Genomic DNA, 16,449 nt, shown 5'->3' on the forward strand with positions numbered 1-16,449 from the left:
GGGCCAGCGAAGTTATCAGCCGTCCCCCCTTGTTCCCGTGGTCCGCGGTGTGGTGGGGCGCATTTACCACCCTGTCAGTCGACACCGCTGGGGGTGGACGTCACCTTGCGTACCGAGGTGTCCGCTCTGCCAAGGACACTCGCGGCGCATGGACTCGCGGGCAAGGTGTGCTGCTCGCAGCGACCGCCACGCCGGGGGCCGACGAGCCCAACCTCCCAGCGGGGCCAGTGGGAGTGCCGTCCGACTCCGGACACGCCTGTAGGGCTTTGTGCGTGCCATCGCCGTGACCGGCGACCCGCCCGCGCCTTGGAGCAGGTCGTCGCCCGTCTGTCCCTGGAACCTGGCGTCCGTGACCTGCACTGGCACCTGGACGACATGACCCTCGACGCCGACAAAGAGACGGCAGCCACATGAAGGACTCGGCACCCGACTCGCGTTGTCCGGTGGCACCGTGTGATCGTCTAGCCGCCCATCGAGACCGGCGGCCGGCGCGTGCGCGTCGACGGGGTGATCCTCGGTACCGGGTACAGTCTGCAAGACCTCAGCGGCTCCTCGAACATGCGTGCATCGACGGTCTGGCTGAGGTGGACCTGACGGCCCCAGACCTGAGCAGCTCCACTGCGGACCTGATGGAGTGGTGTGGTGGGGGCCAGAAGTCTGGGAGCGCCGAGGCACGCGAAAGAGCCCCGCCGCCCGAAGGCAAGCCGGCGCCCGCGAGCGAATCGAATGTGCACGGGTCTCGACAGCACCGGTGCCGAAAGAATACGGGAGGTTGTGGATACTCCACTGGGGCAGTTGGCCCGCCGGGCTTGGCAGGGAAGGCCGTAGGGTTCTGCCTCGTGCACCAGCTTGAGATTTCCGACCTGATCACGGCGGTGGAACCACGCAGCGGCAACCGGCTCCCGGTCCGGCGCGCCGAGGTGATACAGCAGCTCCGCGAGAGCGGAGACGAGCGCGCGGCCCGGATCGTCGCCGGGCTGCCCACGGACCAGGACGGCGTACTCGACCCGCACGCCGTGGACCGCCTGCTCATCAGCGTGCACACCGAGCTCCAGCGCCTGAGCGAGGAGCTACGGCTCGGCGAACGTCTGGTCCACCTGCTCGGCCCACTCTTCACCGCGATTCGGTCGACTACCGGGCAGCCCGGGCCGTACCGCCTCGTCGACGTCGGTTGCGGCCTGGGCTACCTGGTCCGCTGGCTGGCGACTACCGACGCCCTCGGCGCGGACGTCGAGCTGGTCGGGGTCGACCTCGACGCCACGCTGGTCGGCGAAGCGGACCGCCTGGCCCAGGCAGAGGGGCTCAACTGCCGTTTCGTCCGTGGAAATGCCTTCGACCTGCCGGAGGCCGCGACCGTCTACGTCTCCACCGGCGTGCTGCACCATTTCCGTGGCCCCGCTCTGGCCGAGTTCTTCCAGGCCCAGGCCGCCTCACCGGCGCATGCCTTCTGCCACTTCGACATCGCCGCAACCCGTCTCGCGCCCATTGGCGCCTGGATCTTCCATCGTGCCCGGATGCGCAACCCGCTCGGCCGGCACGACGGCGTCGTCTCCGCACTGCGCGCGCACAGCGACGAGACACTGTTGCGAGCGGCTGCGGTACCCGGCATCCGCGCACTGCTGTACGAGCCGCGCGGCGCGGTGAACCCGTTCTGCACCACGTTGCGCCCGATCATCGGGGTGCGCCCGCAACTGGAGGCGCCGCTTCGCCGAGCCCTCGGGCGAGACGCACGCCGCATGGTCGGCCAGGAGCACCTCGCCGAGACCACCCGATGACGCCCGCCATACCGCTCGTACTCCTCGGCCTGGTCGACGCGGCGTTCAGCGGCTTCCGCGCCTATGCCGGCAGCGACGCCCGCATCCGTAAACAACGGGCCACCATCCGAGCCGCCCTGCGTGGGCTGGCCGTTGGGGCCGTCCTGCTCCTCGCCCCCACGCTGACCGCCGTCCTCCTGCTGCTGACCACACGCGATCCGGCACGGACCTACAACACTCTGACTGCCGGCGGCCTCGGCTACCTGCTCCCGCTCACCGTCTACGCCACCGCCGTACTCCTTTCGCTCGCCGCCTACTTCGCCCTGCCGTTTCGCGCCAGCACCCTCGCGATAGTTGTCGGCCTCGGCCCGCTGACCCTGCTGCGCCCGCTCGCCATTGCCGCCGCCTGCCTCGGCGCGGTCCTCAGCGGCGGCGGTGGGGCCGCCCTGCTGGTCGGCACAGTCGCAGGCGCCGCCGTGCTGTGCGTCGAACCTGCGGTGCACCGACGCTGGTACCACCCCGTGCGGTAGAGAACCTGGGTGACGTCGGGCGGTTGCCACCGAGTGTCACGGCGATGGCTGAGCCGGTGCTGCCCCTTCTCGAGTTCTGGGGATGTATGCCCGCTCGGTCGAGGGCGCGCTGGCCTCCACGGCCGTCCAGGTGCTGATCGACACGCAGATGTGTCTGCTGGTCTACAGCAGCGCGGGGCATCCGCCGCCCGTCTTGCTGCACGCCGAGGGCACCTGCGAGCTTCTGGACCAGGCCACCGACCCGCCATTGGGCGTGTGGGCCGAGAACGTCCCTCACTCCCAGGTCGCCCTCACGTACAAGCGCGGCGACGCCCTCGTCGTCTATACCGACGGCTTGATCGAGCGACGCGGCGAGGAGATCGACGTCGGTCTGGCTCGCTTGACCGCCGCCCTCGCCCCCTGTGCCGGGCTGGATGCCGAGCACCTCGCCGACGCCGTGCTGGGTCGACTCTGCGTCAGCGGAGGTGCACGTGACGACATCACCTTGGCCGTCGCCAGCTTGTGACCCGCGGCTTGTGCCTCGCCTGCCGCCCATTCACTGCCTTGTTTCTGCCGTGTCCGCAGCGCGGATCCGCTCGTGATCAGTGCGGTGCTCGCCGACAGCCTGGGTACGCACGAACCCGCCGCGTCGTACTCCATCAGATGCTGCCGCACTGCCTCGGTGTGCGGGCGATGGCCCGTGCGGCGGTCGGGATCCACCCGATCAGCGGTGTGTGTGGAATCTGGTTGTTCCTTTGAACTGGCGTGCGGCGACGCACGTGGGGTGGCAGGATCTGGGGGTGTCCGTCATGAGCAAGCTGCAGATCAAGCCCGGTCAGAGTGTCGCAGTCCTGGGCAAGCCCAACGACGTCCACCTGGAGGTCGAGGCCGCAGGTGACGCGGCTTCGGCCGATGCGGTGCTCGCCTTTGTGACCACCTCCGGTGACCTTCTCGGGACGGGTACGCAGGCGGCGCTTGCCGCCGCGCAGCGCGATGCCCTCGCCTGGGTGGCCTATCCGAAGGGCGGCAAGCTGGGAACGGATCTGAACCGCGACATCCTGGCCGCCGCCCTTTCCGAGCGGGGCGTGCGGCCCGTGCGGCAGATTGCCATCGACGACACCTGGTCGGCGCTCCGGTTCCGGCCCGGCGACTGATCTCCGTCAGCACGTCACAAGACAGTGTCCGCTGACAAGAGTCACCCCCTAGGACACAGTGTGACCACATGGCGCTGTGCGCACACCACCCCGCGCCTCAGCGCACAGCGCCACGGAGCATTTCCGTTTCGCCCGACCTCGTCCCCTCGGCCGGTTACTGCGCTCGAGCTGACCAAACTGTGGGATGCACTGTGCTGCCCTCGGTAGGCGACGAGCCGACCACCATGCTCACTCCGGCGGCTCAGACTGCAGGGAGGCGCACATCTCGATGGCGAGGTTGCGCATGTCTTCGCCAGGGGCGTGATCGGTTGTCACCTCGAAATGCCATTCGGCGCCAGGGAATCGGTCGTGCAGTCCCCAGGTCAACCGGACGCGTGATCCTGCGTGCTCGCCCGACAGCGTCAGTTCTCGTTCCAGCGAGCCCCAGGTCCGGGGACCGGTCCACCCGCGGAATCCTTCCGCCAGCTCGGCCAGAAAGACGTCGAGACCGTCACCACTCCAGGCCCTCACCATGGTCTCGATCCGCGCGCGTCGTCGGCCGCGCGCAGCGCTTCTTGCGCACCCACTCCGCGTCCTCGTCGGTGTACACGACCGAGTGGGCGGTGAAGGACGGCACGCCCGCGTCCCGGTGCGAGGGCTGCTGCACCACGGTCGTACCGCCCTCTGCGGGCGGGAAGACACCGCGCGCCGCTGAGTCCAACCGGCATCCCGGCAGATCATGACGTCCACCGCCGGCCTGCCGCCCCTCTGCTGGCCGCGCAACGCCCGGAACGGGCGCTGAGGGCGAGCACATGCGTGCTCGCCCTCAGCGAGACTGCCTAGCGCGGCGGGAACCGCTCAGGAGCGGCCGACCTCGATGGTCTTCGAGGTCGTGATCGGCGCGAGCGAACTGTCGTCCGTGTAGGCGCGCATCGAGTCGTTTGTCACCGAGACGGTCACCGAGCCACGGCGCAGCGCGGTGAGCGTGCGGGTCTGCGGGTCGAGGATCGCGACCTTGCCCTCGTCGCGGGCCTTGTCGATGGCCTGCTTACCGCTGCCGATGGCCAGATTGGACGAGCCGCTCCAGTCGACCGACATCGGGTACTGCAGCGGCACCACACGCGTGCCCGTCGACACGCCCTCCGGCTGCACGATGCTGCCCGAGAGCTGCGCGGTCTTGCCGACCTCGAGCGAGTCGGGGGTGTTCAGCGTGATGGACTGCGCGAAGGCGCGCACGTCGGCCTCGAGCCACTGCTGGTTCGCGCTCCGGTCCGCGTCGACGGACCAGTCGACCCATCCGGTGAAGCCACCACGGTCCGGCGTGCCGTACGGGTCCTTGCCGGACGACGGCAGCACCGTGTACGGGACACCCTCGATGCGGTGCACGTTGGCGATCTGGGCGTGCGATCCGACCATCGCGGCGCCCTTGCCCGTGGAGTCACGGAAGCCCGTGAGCATGTGCTCGACGAGCGCGGCCTCGTCGCGGTCGCCGAGCTGGCTGGCCTTCGTCTCGGCGGGGTCGTCCACCGGGTGGTGGGCGAAGACCATGACGTTGTGGACCGACTTGTCGTTCTTGGCGTCGGCGAGGGCCTTCCGGAGCATCGGGAGCTGGTCCCACGCCGTCCCGCGCAGCGTCCCGACGGAGCTGGCGAGCAGGATGAACCGCGTGCCCTTGTGGTCGAACGTCCGGTACGGCTGGCCGAACTCCTTGGTGAAGTTCGTCAGGTCCTGCTGGACGTTGTTGAGGCCGTAGGACTCGTGGTTGCCCGGCACGTAGTAGCAGGGAACCGAGCCGGCCTGCGGGTCCGGCGTGCTGTTCTCCGCCGGCTCCTGGCCGACCGGTATGAGGTCGCACCCGGCGTCGGTGAGTACCTTGCGGGCCAACGAGAGGTCCTGCGGCAGGCCGCGGTCGGTGACGTCACCATTGAGGACGATCAGGTCCGGATTGGTCTTGCGGATCCGCTCGATGGCCGTCGTCGCGACCTGGGTCAGCGCCGGGTTGTCGGCGGTGAACTGCACGTTCGACAACGTGGCGAACTTCCACGTGTCGTGGCCCTGGAGCAGCGAGCCGTCGTCGGAGACGAGCGGGTCGGGCTGCAGGTCGGGCTGGGCGGGCAGGTCGATCGACGTCGGGACGTCGGCCTCGACGCGGTCGAGGATGAACGTGCCCGCCTTCTGCTGGGCGACGCTGGTGTTGATGCCCTGGAAGCCCGAGATCGCGATGGGGAACTTCGTGTTCGCCGGCAGCGTGAACGACGCGTTCTGCCAGTTGTCGCTCGCGGTCAGCCCGGTGCCGTAGACGCCGTTGCTCTTGCCGTCCGCGTCGACGTAGCTGATGTAGGTCAGGCCGTTCGGCACACTGATGCTCGACTTGAGCCGCATCCGCAGGCGCAGCGGCTGGCCCGGCACCTGGATGCGCCCGGACGCTGCCTTCACGGTGATGCCCACGTTGCGCATCGCGTTGAAGTCGATCCGCAGGCCGTCGGGGTCCGCCGAGAACGTCGTGGCGGCGGTGCTGTTGTTGCGCCAGCGGCCGAGTACGTCGTCGTCGAAGTCGTAGACCGTCTTGGTCTGCACACCGACGGTGATCGGGAGCTGGACCGACTTGCCGCCGACCGAGACCTTGAGGATCGTGCCCGCGTTGGTGAGCGGGGTGACCTTCAGCTTGCCGTTCACGGGCGTGATGTCGACGACGCTGTGGTCGTAGTCGAGCGAGAGGTCCTGCGGGTCGATCGGAGCCGTGTAGCCCTGGGCGTCGCGGCCGGTCACGGCGACGGTGACCGCGTTGCCGGGCGTCGCATCGGCGATCGACAGGCGCTCGGACGACAGCTCCACGCTGTTGACCGGGCCGAGTACGGAGACCTTCTCGTGCGCTTTCTTGTTACCCACATGCGCGTGGACCTTGATCCCGCCGTGCGCCTTGGCCGGGGCCGCGAGCGTGCCGTCTTGGACGCTCGCTCCGTTCGCGTTCCACCGCACGGACTTCGGGTCGACCGTCACCGGCGTCTCGTGGTCGTCGACGCCCTCCGCGACGAGCGCGCGGTGCAGCCCCGGGAAGACCTTCACGCCACCGTCGGCCGACGCCGCACCCGGCGCGGCCTTGACGAGGAGCTGGTCCAGCTTGCCGTCGCCCTTCGTGACGAACACGCCGACGCCGTTGGGGTCGTTGCGCTCTCCACCGTCGGACGGGGCGTTGCGGACGGTCGCGGAGTCCTCGCCGAGCGCGCGGGCGACCATCGTGGTCGAGCCGCCGCCGTCGAGATTGACCGCGGTCTCCACGCCCATCGCGGCGAGTTCACGCGCTTCCTCGTCGATCCCGATGCCGCCCTTGCCGGTGCCGCCCGGACCGTCCCAGGTGGCGAGCACGAGCTTCTTGCCGCCGTCCTTGAAGCCCAGCGCGGTGCGCGGGGCTATCGAGGTGTCGAGACCGCTGACGACCTTGCCGCCGGAGACGATGGTGCCGCCGTGGCCGAGCGCGAACTTCATCGTCTTGGCAACGTTGTCGGCGAGATCGTAGTCGAGCTTCACCGGGTCTCCGGGCCGCAGCGCGCGGAGCGCGGTCGCCGCGGCGCCGCGCCCGACAAGCACGAAGCTGTCGTCCGCGATCGTCCCCGAGCCCGCGGGACCGTTCGGCGTGACCGACACCCACCGAGCCGTTCTTGACGAGCATCTCGGCGATCTGGTCGTTGGGCACGCCCGTCAGGCCGCGGTTGCGGCTGTAGTCGCCCCACGCCGACGTGAACGCGATCAGACCGTCCGCAGGGACCCCGCCGCCGTTCGCGGCGTTGAGCGACAGCACCTTGTGGTCCGCGCCCGCGAAGTTCGCGTTCGCGTTGACCGTGAGGTCCACGAGTTGGGCGATGCGTCCTTGCTGACGCCCACGTGCTGACGGCCGCCGGTGTCAGCGGACTTGATCAGCTTCCCGTCCTGCACCTCGCCACCGAGGGCCGCATTGGAGTTGCCGATGTCGAAGAACTCGCCGTTGACGCCCGCGACGGCGCCGGCCTTGTTGGCAGCCTTGCTGAGCGGGCCGCCGGAGGCCACCGGTCCGGAGGTCAGCAAGTCCGTGCCGACCGCGCTGTTGGACAGGTCCACGTGCAGGAACTGCGCGTCGTACCAGCCCTTCTGGGCGAGCGCCTTCACGTGCTGGAGGTCGATCCCCGGGCCGATCTTCTCGGACGTGTTGGGCAGCGGGATTCCGCCGGTGACGGGCGCACCGGTGTCCGGTGCACCGGTGACGGGCGCACCGGTGTCCGGTGCACCGGTGACGGGCGCACCGGTGTCCGGTGCACCGGTGACGGGCGCACCGGTGGTCTGAGCACCGGTGACCGGCACACCGGTGACCGGGTCAATGTTGGCGGGCGCGACAGCACGACCTCCGCCCGGGGCAGCGGCACCACCGTCGGGCCCTCGGAGTACTCGAATGCCCAGCCCCGCTCCACCACGAGACCAAGGACCGACTGCCAGTCCCTCACCGAGGCGTTGGGCACCCAGACGTCCGGCAACGACCCCATCACCTCGGGGTCGAAGAACCACCTGACGTCCTCCCACAGCAGATCAGCCACCGCCCTATCCTGCCTCCCCGCCGCCACTTCACCGACCGATTTCCTTGGCCGCGTCTCTTCCGTGTTCGACCCTCCTCGCCTGCCCTGTACCTGAGGCTGGGGTGACCATTGGGAAGGGTGTGGCGCGCTTGGCCCCCGCGGCCGAGATCCGGGGCGCGGATACGGCGGACGCGGTCCGTACGAGATGGGGGAGAGGCACGAGGGTGGTCCTTTCGAAGATCACGGGCGGTGCTCTAACGGCCTGTTGGTGGAGTTCACCGACATCGACTACCTCGACGTCGACTACTGATCGAGCACCCTGTGCGCTTGTGCAGGTGACCGGGCGTGACGGAGCCCTTCACTCGGCGAATGAGCGCTCGAGTTGGCAACTCTGCCCCTGAGTTGCTCACCTCAGGCCATGCCTCGCACTACGCGGGCCCGAGCCTGATCCAGTTGGAGGCGCTGGACGATCGCCTCGCCTACGGGGTGACGGTGGCCGAGGGTCGCGCCGGGGAGCATTCGTTCCAGTGGCCGGGTCGTGGCTACTACCAGGTGCGCTCCGCCGGGGGGTGGAGTCTGTCCGCCACGTGACGGAAGGCGGACAGCTGCGATTGAGCCGGGACGTGCGATGACAATGCCTCGCGGCCACGCCGCCACAAGGACGGCCTCACGGGCCTGCGGCTGCGCCGGCTCGGCGACCATCATGCTCAATTGGCCAATCGAAGTGCTCAGTCACAGCAGCCGCGACTGAGCGCTTCAATGGGTCAGTGAGGGGTTGAGCTGGCCGGCTGAGCGTTCGGCGTTGGTGGCTGAAGTGGAGCCGATCAGCAGGTCAATGGCACCCCGGCCCTCCCAGACCGCCGGTTTCGGCCTGGACACGTTGGTATGCAGGCGGGAGCGTGCCAACCCCCGGTGACGTCATCGACGACCGCTTCGTCACAGGCCCGCGTAGCCTTTCCCACCCTGGCGGCCGTGACCGTGCACGGGCGCACCGGGCCCCAGGTCGACTTGGACGGTATCCGGCTGATCGGCCGGACGGTCTCCGAGGTCGACGCAGAGGTGATCCAGCATATCGAGGACCGCGACCTGGGTTGGCCGATCTACCTGCGACGGTGGTCCGGGGCCGGAAGAGCTCAACATGTACGTGCGGGCCACCAGAGTCGGGGACACCGTCATCAGCGGGGCCCGCTTTTTCGCACCGGACTGGGAGGACCACGGCTGACGCCGCATCCTCGCCGGCTCCACGTTCGGCATCCGGCGCCCCGCCGACTTGAACGGGGAGCCCGCCACTATTTCAGGCTCTCGCCGCTCGCGAGGTGCGGCTGCTGACGTGCGACACCGGGCAGCACGCCCGCGGCCGGGCGGCCAGTCTGAAGGTGACGAAGGTGCCCGCGAAGGATCCCGGACCCGAACCCGACTGGGAGGCACAGGACAAGCCCGGCAACGGCATGCGAGCAATGCGCGGGAGCGGCAGGCTGCTCGCGACGCCAAGCCGGATGCCCCGTCCGCCTAGGGACAGGGCGGATGTGCGTCCAGACACACAGCTGCCCGCCAGCTCCACGGGTACGGGGGCTGGCGGGCCAGCGCCTCGAAGGGCGCCCCTCGCGGGGTACGCCCGACGCTACGCCCGCCAGCTGCCGCGCGGAAGGACCGAGCAGATCACCGCGCCCTCGGCCACACCTCGGGGCCGCCTCCGTACCACTCGATCAAGGGCGAGTCAGCCACGTCAACCTCGTCCAGGTCCTCCGCGCCGGCGCGCTGCAGGAACACGCTCAGATCGCGGAGGCTGTATGCCATGCCCAGGACCTCGTCATCGACGTGAACGCGCCGGCCTCCGCCCTCGGCGGGCGCGTCCACGGTCACGCGGCGCTCAGTCATGCCCCCAGCCTCGCCCGCGGATCGTTTCTCCGCACGCTGGGACGGCTGTCAGTGGATGCGGCTACCGTGGCCCTTCCGTCCGTCGTGCTACCGACGGTAACCCGCCTGGACTGCCGTTCCGCCGTTTCAGCCCAAACCGCCCCGCCTAAGCGGCCTGGCCGAGGTTCGCTGCGGTACGGCCGAGCCTGATAGTGGCGCCGGAATCAGCGGCGCACTTCGCCGCGCCCGCTTGGCGCCGTAACCCGAAAAGGCAGTGGCCGCGGGGGCTCGGGGCCACATACGTTCGCCTCCATGGTTGACGCAACTTTCGGGCATCCGCGCCTCGCCGCCATCTACGACCCACTTGATCCGGACCGCAGCGATCTCGACGCGTATCTCGCGATGGCGGAGGAGTTCGGGGTGCGGTCCGTGCTGGACATCGGATGCGGTACAGGCGTGTTCGCGCTGCTGCTCGCCGAACGCGGGATTACGGTCACCGGGATCGATCCCGCGCGGGCGTCCGTCGACGTCGCGCGTGGCAAGCCGGGCGCGGAGCGAGTGCGCTGGCTCGACGGCGACGCGGGGGACCTGCAGCCCATGCAGATCGACCTGGCGACGATGACCGGGAACGTCGCCCAGGCGATCGCCGATCCGCAGGCGTGGCGTACGACGTTGCGCGGCGCGTACGAGGCGCTGCGGCCCGGCGGGCGACTTGTCTTCGAGACGCGCGATCCGGCGCAGCGCGTGTGGGAGGAGTGGGCGGAGTGGACGCGCGAGACCACGTACCGCATGACAGACATCCCGGGCGTCGGCCACGTCGAGACCTGGGCCGAGCTGACGGACGTGAGCCTGCCGCTGGTGAGCTTCCGGGGTACGCACGTTTTCGCTGTGGACGGGGACGTACTGACCTCGGAATCGACACTTCGCTTCCGCGAACGTACGGAGATCGAGCGGGACTTGTACGAGCACGGCTTCGTCGTCGAGGACGTACGCGACGCACCCGACCGGCCGGGCAGGGAGTTCGTGTTCGTGGCGCGGCGCGGTACCGCGGAGCCCGTCCCTCCCGGGATGCTCTAGGTGTATTGATCACGAGCGTTGTTGACTGCCGCGGGGCTTGATCATGGCGAAGACCTCCGGTGTGGTGGAGCTGTCCAGGGCTGCACCGCACGGAGGTCTTCGTGTCCCACCGTAATGCCCGGCTGACCGTTCACGGCAGGCGGCTGCTGATCGAGCGTGTCCGCCCGGGCAGCAAGCAGCACCTGATCGCCGATCGGCACGGAACACCCCTGGCAGTGCCCCTGACCAGCGGAAACCGTCACGATGTCACCCAACTGATGCTGTTGCTGGATGCGATACCCCGCATCCACGGGATTCGCGGGCGGCCACGTCACCGCCCTCGCCGGCTGTTCGCCGACCGCAGCTGCGACTACGACAAATACCGCCGTCTCCTGAGGGCCCGCGGCATCACACCGAAGATTACTCGGAAAGGCACGGCTCACGGTTCCGGCCGGGGCAAGACCCGGTGGGTCGTCGAGCGGACATTCGCCTGGCTCCACGAGTTGAAACGACTCCGGATCCGCTCTGAGATACGCGCCGACCTCCACCTCGGACTGCTCCAGCGCGCCTGCAGCATCGTCTGCTTGAGACGACTCAGAACCTCATTCTGAAGTGGTGAGTTATTAACAGCGGCTACTGGCCTTGCCGTTGGGTTGTCGCGGTGGGCGAGAGGCCGGTCTCGGTGGGGCATCCGTCGATGAGGTCGGGTCCCCTGACCTGGTCGGATGAGGCCTTCGGAAAGTGCAACGTCCGGCTGCCGATCGTCGGGCCATCGCATGCCGCCGCCAACCGCTCGTACGACCGCGTCGGCTTGGTGGAGGTCGGCCGGCTTTGATCCTTCACTCCGGCCATGTCGTTTGGCGCGTGGCCCGCGGCCCAAGGAACGTCAGGCTTACGCAACGTCAGTGACCAGTGTGTCAACGTACCGACGGTGGCGACTCCTGGCCACGTGGCGATCATCCGCCGTGTCGCGACCATGTTCGCCGTTCACAGCCGTTGGGATCCTTCGCGTTCAGGAAGCGCTGGCCTGCTGACCTTCAAACAGATGAGCAGCACGCTGGACCGATCCGCTGCTGACACAGACAGGCCAGTCGGACACGGTCACCGACACAGGAGTCCGAAATTGGGCAGTTCGAAGCGATGCGGTCCAAGATGGTGGAGCAAACTCGTCCGGGCAGCGGCACTGATCGCCGCACCCCTGGCGATGCTCGGCCTTGAGGCCCCAGCCCAGGCGGCGCCGCTGACACATCTACAGGCACAGGCAGGCGTAACAGCCGGCACTGCGGCCCCGTCCTCGGTGCCGGCGAAGCGGGTATGCTCCGCCCCCAAGCCGGGGTACTTCAGTTGTTTCGCGATGCGTCGCACGGATATGCGGAGCCCTGCCCGCTTGGCCGCCGACGCCATACCCGCCGGCTTTGGACCGGCGGACCTGCAGAGCGCCTACAACCTTCCGGCGACGGGCGGTGGCGGCCGCACGATCGCCATCGTCGACGCCATGGACGATCCCAACGCGGAGGCGGACCTCGCCGTTTACCGCGCGCAGTACGGGCTGCCGCCCTGCACGACCGCCAATGGCTGCTTCACCAAGGTGTCCCAACGCGGTGGCACCGACTACCCGGCGCCCGACCAGGGCTGGGCAGGCGAGATCTCACTCGACCTCGACATGGTGTCCGCCGCTGCGCCCGACGCGAAGATCCTCCTGGTCGAGGCCGACAACCCCAATGGCGATGACCTCGGCGCGGCCGTCGACGAGGCCGTGAAGCTCGGCGCCAAGTACGTCTCCAACTCCTACGGCACGCAGTACGACGAGGAAGAAAGCGGCGAAGACCCGTCCGAGACCACCACATCGGACGTTCACTACAACCATCCCGGTGTCGCGATCGTCGCCTCCGCCGGTGACAGTGCCTATGGCGTCTCCTACCCAGCCGCCTCGCAGTACGTGACCTCCGTGGGCGGCACGTCCCTGGTCAAGGACGCCGGCAACGCCCGCGGCTGGTCCGAGTCGGTCTGGGGCGGCACCGGATCGGGTTGCTCGCAGTACGAGTCCAAGCCGGCCTTCCAGCACGACACGGGCTGCGCGAACCGTACCGTCGCGGACGTCTCGGCCGTGGCCGACCCGGAGACGGGCGTCGCGGTGTATCAGACCTACGGTGACACCGGTTGGGCGGTCTATGGCGGCACAAGCGCCAGCGCGCCCATCATCGCGTCGACCTACGCGGTGGCCGGCAGCCCGGCCCCGGGGACATACCCCAACTCCTACCCCTACCAGCACCCGGCCGCGCTCAACGACGTGACCGCGGGGAACAACGGCGGTTGCTCACCGGAGTACCTGTGCAATGCCGGTACCGGATACGACGGTCCGACCGGTCTCGGCACCCCGAACGGCGTCGCCGCGTTCACGAGCGGCCCGCACGGGGTGGTCTCCGGCGTGATCAGCAGCACTGCGGGCGGTCCGATCGCCGGGGCGACCGTCTCGGCCGACGGCCTCAGCGCGACCACCGACTCCAGCGGCGCCTACTCGCTCGATGTGCCGACCGGCACCTACACCCTCACCGCGTCCGGATACGGGTTCGCCGGCTCGGTCGTCAACGGGGTGACGGTCGCCGACGGTGCCAAGGTGACCGAGAACTTCACCCTTGCCCCTGTGCCCAGGCACACCGTGAGCGGCACCGTCACCGACGGCAGTGGACACCACTGGCCGCTGTACGCGAAGATCGCTGCCAGTGGCGTGCCCGGCGGCCCGGTGTTCACCAACCCCGTCACCGGCAAGTTCAGCCTCGACCTCCCGCAGGGCCACGACTACACCCTGAGCGTCAGCGCCGCCTACCCCGGCTACCAGCAGGTCACGAAGACCGTGACCGTGGCGGGCACGGACCAGACCGTGCCGTTCTCCCTCACCGTCGACCGGGTGGCGGAGACCGCACCGGGCTACGCGGTCCACCGTGTGGGAACGACGCAGACCTTCGACTCGACCACCGGGGCACCGGCCGGTTGGACGGTGGTCAACGCCCCGGGCACCAGCGGCGGCTGGACGTTCGACGACCCCGGTCACCGCAGCAACCGGACCGGTGGCACCGGCGGCTTCGCCATCGTCGACAGCAACCTCGCGGGCTCCTCGGCCTCCCAGGACTCGCAGCTGATCAGCCCGGTCTACGACCTGAGCAAGGACACCACCCCGCGGGTCTCCTTCGACACCGACGAGCCCGCCGTCAATCAGGTCGAGGTCGACGCGACCACCGACGGTGGCGCGACCTGGACGAACGTGTGGAAGGACAATTTCATCAGCGGACCGCGCCACGTCGAGGTGCCGCTGCCGCAGTACGCCGGCAAGTCCGACGTCCAGCTGCGCTTCCACTACGTCGGCCACAGCAACTGGTGGTGGGAGCTGGACAACATCTTCGTCGGCAACCGCAGCTACGACCCGGTCCCCGGAGGCCTGGTGGCCGGCACCATCGCCGACGCCAACACCGGCGCCCCCGTCAACGGTGCACGGGTGACCAGCAAGGACGCCCCGACCGAGTCGGCGCTCACCTCCGCCACACCGGCTGATGCGAATCTCCCGGACGGCTTCTACTGGATGTTCTCCTCGGTCACCGGCAAGCACCAATTCTCTGCGGCCAAGCCCTACTTCGCCACCGGAGCACAGCCGATCAAGATCGCTGCCAACGGCGTGGCCTGGCACAACTTCAAGCTCAACGCAGGCCGACTCATCGTCAAGCAGGCATCCATCGACATCGCCGTCGCTGCGGGCGGCAAGAAGTCCGCGAAGCTGCTCGTCCGCAATGACGGCAGCGCCCCGGCCACCTTGAACCTCAGCGAGCATCCCGCGCTGCTGCCGCGAGTCTCGCGGAGTGGCGCACCGCTCAATCAGATCGCTGGCACCTTCTCGCCGCTGCCCATGAAGGCCCTGGCGGCGCGCGGCGGTGCGGGCACGACCAGAACCGCCGCGACGGGCGCCAGTGCCCGAACGCGGGCCGCCGCGACCGGGACGGCCTGGCAGACCTCGGCCGACCTGCCCGCGGCGCTCTCCAGCAATATGGCCGACTTCTACGACGGCCGGCTCTACACCGGATTCGGCTGGAACGGCCACGTCGACGTCAGCTCGCTGTATTCCTACAACCCCGCCACCGGCGCCTGGTTCCCGCTGGCCTCCGCCACCGATCCCCGGGAAGCGCCCGCCCACGGCTTCATCGGCGGCAAGCTCTACGTGGCCGGTGGCTGGGGCGGCCCGAGCGGCGTGGACCGCAAGCTGGAGATCTACGACCCGCGCACCGACCGGTGGTCGGTCGGAGCCGACATGCCCACCGCATACGCGGCCTCCGGCAGCGCGGTGCTGGGCGACAAGCTGTACACGGTCGGCGGCTGCTACGCCCTGTCCTGCGCCGGCGTCACCGACGTCCAGGTGTACGACCCGCACACCGACAGCTGGTCCAAAGCCGCCCCATACCCCGAGCGGGTCACCTGGACCTCCTGCGGGGCCATCGCGGGCAAGCTCTACTGCGCCGGCGGTATCGCCGGCGACTACGGCGACCACCCCATCAAGCACGCCTACGTCTTCGACCCCGGAACCAACAACTGGTCGCCGATCGCCGATCTGCCGAACACCACCTGGGGCGCCGCCTACACCGCAGCCAACGGCCAGCTGCTCGTCTCCGGCGGTGTGACCAGCGGTGCCATCCTCCGTCCGACGCTGACCAACCAGGCTTACGCCTACAGCCCCTCCGCCAACGCCTGGACCGCGCTGCCCAACGCCAACCTCAGCGTGTACCGCGGCGCAGGGGCACTCGGGTTCTACGTGGCCGGCGGCCTGTCGAGCAACCAGATACTCGCTCCGTCGATCAGCAACGTGTCCGTGCTGCCCGGCTACACCGGCAACGCGTCTCCGACCAACGTCGACTGGCTCTCCGAGACTCCCAACTCGGTGACCATCGCACCTGGCCGGAGCACCACGGTGACAGTCACCGCGAACGCCGGAGCAGCGGGAATCGTCACCCCCGGCGACTACACCGCGGCCCTGTCGCTCAGCGCCGACACCCCGTACCCGACGCGGTCCATTCCGGTCACCATGCACGTCGGCCCCGCCGAGAACTGGGGCAGAGTCGTGGGCACCGTGCTCGGCTTGGACAACCATGGACACCAGGTCCCACTGGCCGGGGCGACAGTCAAGATCCGCTCCGGGGCCAAGAGCTACACCATTGCAACCACCCAGGAAGGCATGTACAGCCTCTGGCTCCCCATCAGCGGACGTCCGGCGACCGTCCTCGCCGCCAAGAGCGGCTTCAAACCCACCACCACGACCGCCAAGATCACCGGTGGCATGACGACCAGGCACAACTTCGCCCTCAAACCGGCTTCCTGAGCCTGGCCCGCACAGGCGAAGTGAACTGACGCAAGACGTCCCGGCTCCCCTCCAGGAGCCGGGACGAATTCTTTGCGGCGGGAACAGCCGACCTGGCCCTCCCGGGCGAGCGCCCCATGACAGGCCGGCGCCTTCGCAAGGCGGTGCCTGTTGAGTCGGCACGGAGCGCGGTGCCGGTGTTGCCACCGGTCCGTTTCTCCGTGCCGCTCGCCGAACCCGGCGTACCCGTCTCCGAGT

Annotated in this window: 10 protein-coding genes and 4 pseudogenes; 8 read left to right on the forward strand and 6 right to left on the reverse strand. The window is 69.1% G+C overall.

The window, feature by feature from the left end; translation table 11 throughout:
- Positions 1-839: 839 nt before the first annotated feature.
- The 4 genes and pseudogenes from ACWDA7_RS41335 (at position 840) to ACWDA7_RS41350 (ending at position 3,417) form a co-directional block, all read left to right on the forward strand.
- The gene (locus ACWDA7_RS41335) at positions 840-1,775 is read left to right on the forward strand and encodes a class I SAM-dependent methyltransferase (protein ID WP_450611796.1); all 936 of its coding nucleotides are present in this window, start codon (positions 840-842) and stop codon (positions 1,773-1,775) included.
- Positions 1,772-2,284 carry a hypothetical protein gene (locus ACWDA7_RS41340; RefSeq protein WP_450611798.1) on the forward strand — a complete coding sequence of 171 codons (513 nt, stop codon included), beginning with the start codon at positions 1,772-1,774 and terminating at the stop codon, positions 2,282-2,284. The genes ACWDA7_RS41335 and ACWDA7_RS41340 overlap by 4 nt, the downstream gene beginning before the upstream one ends.
- A gap of 73 nt (positions 2,285-2,357) precedes the next feature.
- Positions 2,358-2,789, forward strand: a pseudogene (locus ACWDA7_RS41345) (PP2C family protein-serine/threonine phosphatase); the annotation flags it as partial.
- 283 nt (positions 2,790-3,072) lie between these two features.
- Positions 3,073-3,417: a hypothetical protein gene (locus ACWDA7_RS41350; protein WP_450611800.1), complete on the forward strand. Its 345-nt coding sequence runs from the start codon at positions 3,073-3,075 to the stop codon at positions 3,415-3,417.
- 228 nt (positions 3,418-3,645) lie between these two features.
- On the opposite strand, the gene ACWDA7_RS41355 is transcribed toward ACWDA7_RS41350, so the two are convergent.
- The 5 genes and pseudogenes from ACWDA7_RS41355 to ACWDA7_RS41375 all read right to left on the reverse strand — a co-directional run.
- Positions 3,646-3,930, reverse strand: coding sequence for a DUF6228 family protein (locus tag ACWDA7_RS41355; RefSeq protein WP_450611802.1), 285 nt, complete (start codon positions 3,928-3,930; stop codon positions 3,646-3,648).
- 43 nt (positions 3,931-3,973) lie between these two features.
- Positions 3,974-4,132 (reverse strand): annotated as a pseudogene (locus tag ACWDA7_RS41360) (GNAT family N-acetyltransferase); the annotation flags it as partial.
- Between the two features lie 122 nt (positions 4,133-4,254).
- Positions 4,255-7,041: a phosphodiester glycosidase family protein gene (locus ACWDA7_RS41365; RefSeq protein ID WP_450611804.1), complete on the reverse strand. Its 2,787-nt coding sequence runs from the start codon at positions 7,039-7,041 to the stop codon at positions 4,255-4,257.
- Between the two features lie 102 nt (positions 7,042-7,143).
- Positions 7,144-7,731 (reverse strand): hypothetical protein, encoded by a 588-nt coding sequence (locus tag ACWDA7_RS41370; RefSeq protein ID WP_450611812.1) that lies wholly within the window; start codon positions 7,729-7,731, stop codon positions 7,144-7,146.
- Positions 7,732-7,754: 23 nt separating this feature from the next.
- Positions 7,755-7,961, reverse strand: a pseudogene (locus ACWDA7_RS41375) (hypothetical protein); the annotation flags it as partial.
- A 348-nt stretch (positions 7,962-8,309) separates the two neighbouring features.
- Between ACWDA7_RS41375 and ACWDA7_RS41380 the strand changes: the two are divergent.
- Positions 8,310-8,531, forward strand: coding sequence for a hypothetical protein (locus ACWDA7_RS41380; protein WP_450611805.1), 222 nt, complete (start codon positions 8,310-8,312; stop codon positions 8,529-8,531).
- Positions 8,532-9,599: 1,068 nt separating this feature from the next.
- Here the strand turns inward: ACWDA7_RS41380 and ACWDA7_RS41385 are convergent.
- Entirely contained in the window at positions 9,600-9,818 is a 219-nt protein-coding gene (locus ACWDA7_RS41385; RefSeq protein ID WP_450611807.1) for a hypothetical protein, read from the reverse strand.
- Positions 9,819-10,109: 291 nt separating this feature from the next.
- On the opposite strand from ACWDA7_RS41385, the gene ACWDA7_RS41390 reads away from it, so the two are divergent.
- From ACWDA7_RS41390 to ACWDA7_RS41400, 3 genes and pseudogenes are all read left to right on the forward strand, one after another.
- Positions 10,110-10,874 carry a class I SAM-dependent methyltransferase gene (locus ACWDA7_RS41390; protein WP_450611808.1) on the forward strand — a complete coding sequence of 255 codons (765 nt, stop codon included), beginning with the start codon at positions 10,110-10,112 and terminating at the stop codon, positions 10,872-10,874.
- 149 nt (positions 10,875-11,023) lie between these two features.
- Positions 11,024-11,464: pseudogene (locus ACWDA7_RS41395) on the forward strand (transposase); the annotation flags it as partial.
- A 776-nt stretch (positions 11,465-12,240) separates the two neighbouring features.
- Entirely contained in the window at positions 12,241-16,212 is a 3,972-nt protein-coding gene (locus tag ACWDA7_RS41400; protein ID WP_450611810.1) for a carboxypeptidase regulatory-like domain-containing protein, read from the forward strand.
- Positions 16,213-16,449: the final 237 nt, after the last annotated feature.

This window comes from Streptomyces sp. NPDC001156, from assembly GCF_053598275.1.

Bases quoted from the DNA above. Each gene is read 5' to 3' on its own strand.
- ACWDA7_RS41355 (WP_450611802.1), bottom strand. From the start codon at position 3,930: ATGGTGAGGGCCTGGAGTGGTGACGGTCTCGACGTCTTTCTGGCCGAG.
- ACWDA7_RS41380 (WP_450611805.1), top strand. From the start codon at position 8,310: ATGAGCGCTCGAGTTGGCAACTCTGCCCCTGAGTTGCTCACCTCAGGC.
- ACWDA7_RS41340 (WP_450611798.1), top strand. From the start codon at position 1,772: ATGACGCCCGCCATACCGCTCGTACTCCTCGGCCTGGTCGACGCGGCG.
- ACWDA7_RS41350 (WP_450611800.1), top strand. From the start codon at position 3,073: ATGAGCAAGCTGCAGATCAAGCCCGGTCAGAGTGTCGCAGTCCTGGGC.
- ACWDA7_RS41385 (WP_450611807.1), bottom strand. From the start codon at position 9,818: ATGACTGAGCGCCGCGTGACCGTGGACGCGCCCGCCGAGGGCGGAGGC.
- ACWDA7_RS41390 (WP_450611808.1), top strand. From the start codon at position 10,110: ATGGTTGACGCAACTTTCGGGCATCCGCGCCTCGCCGCCATCTACGAC.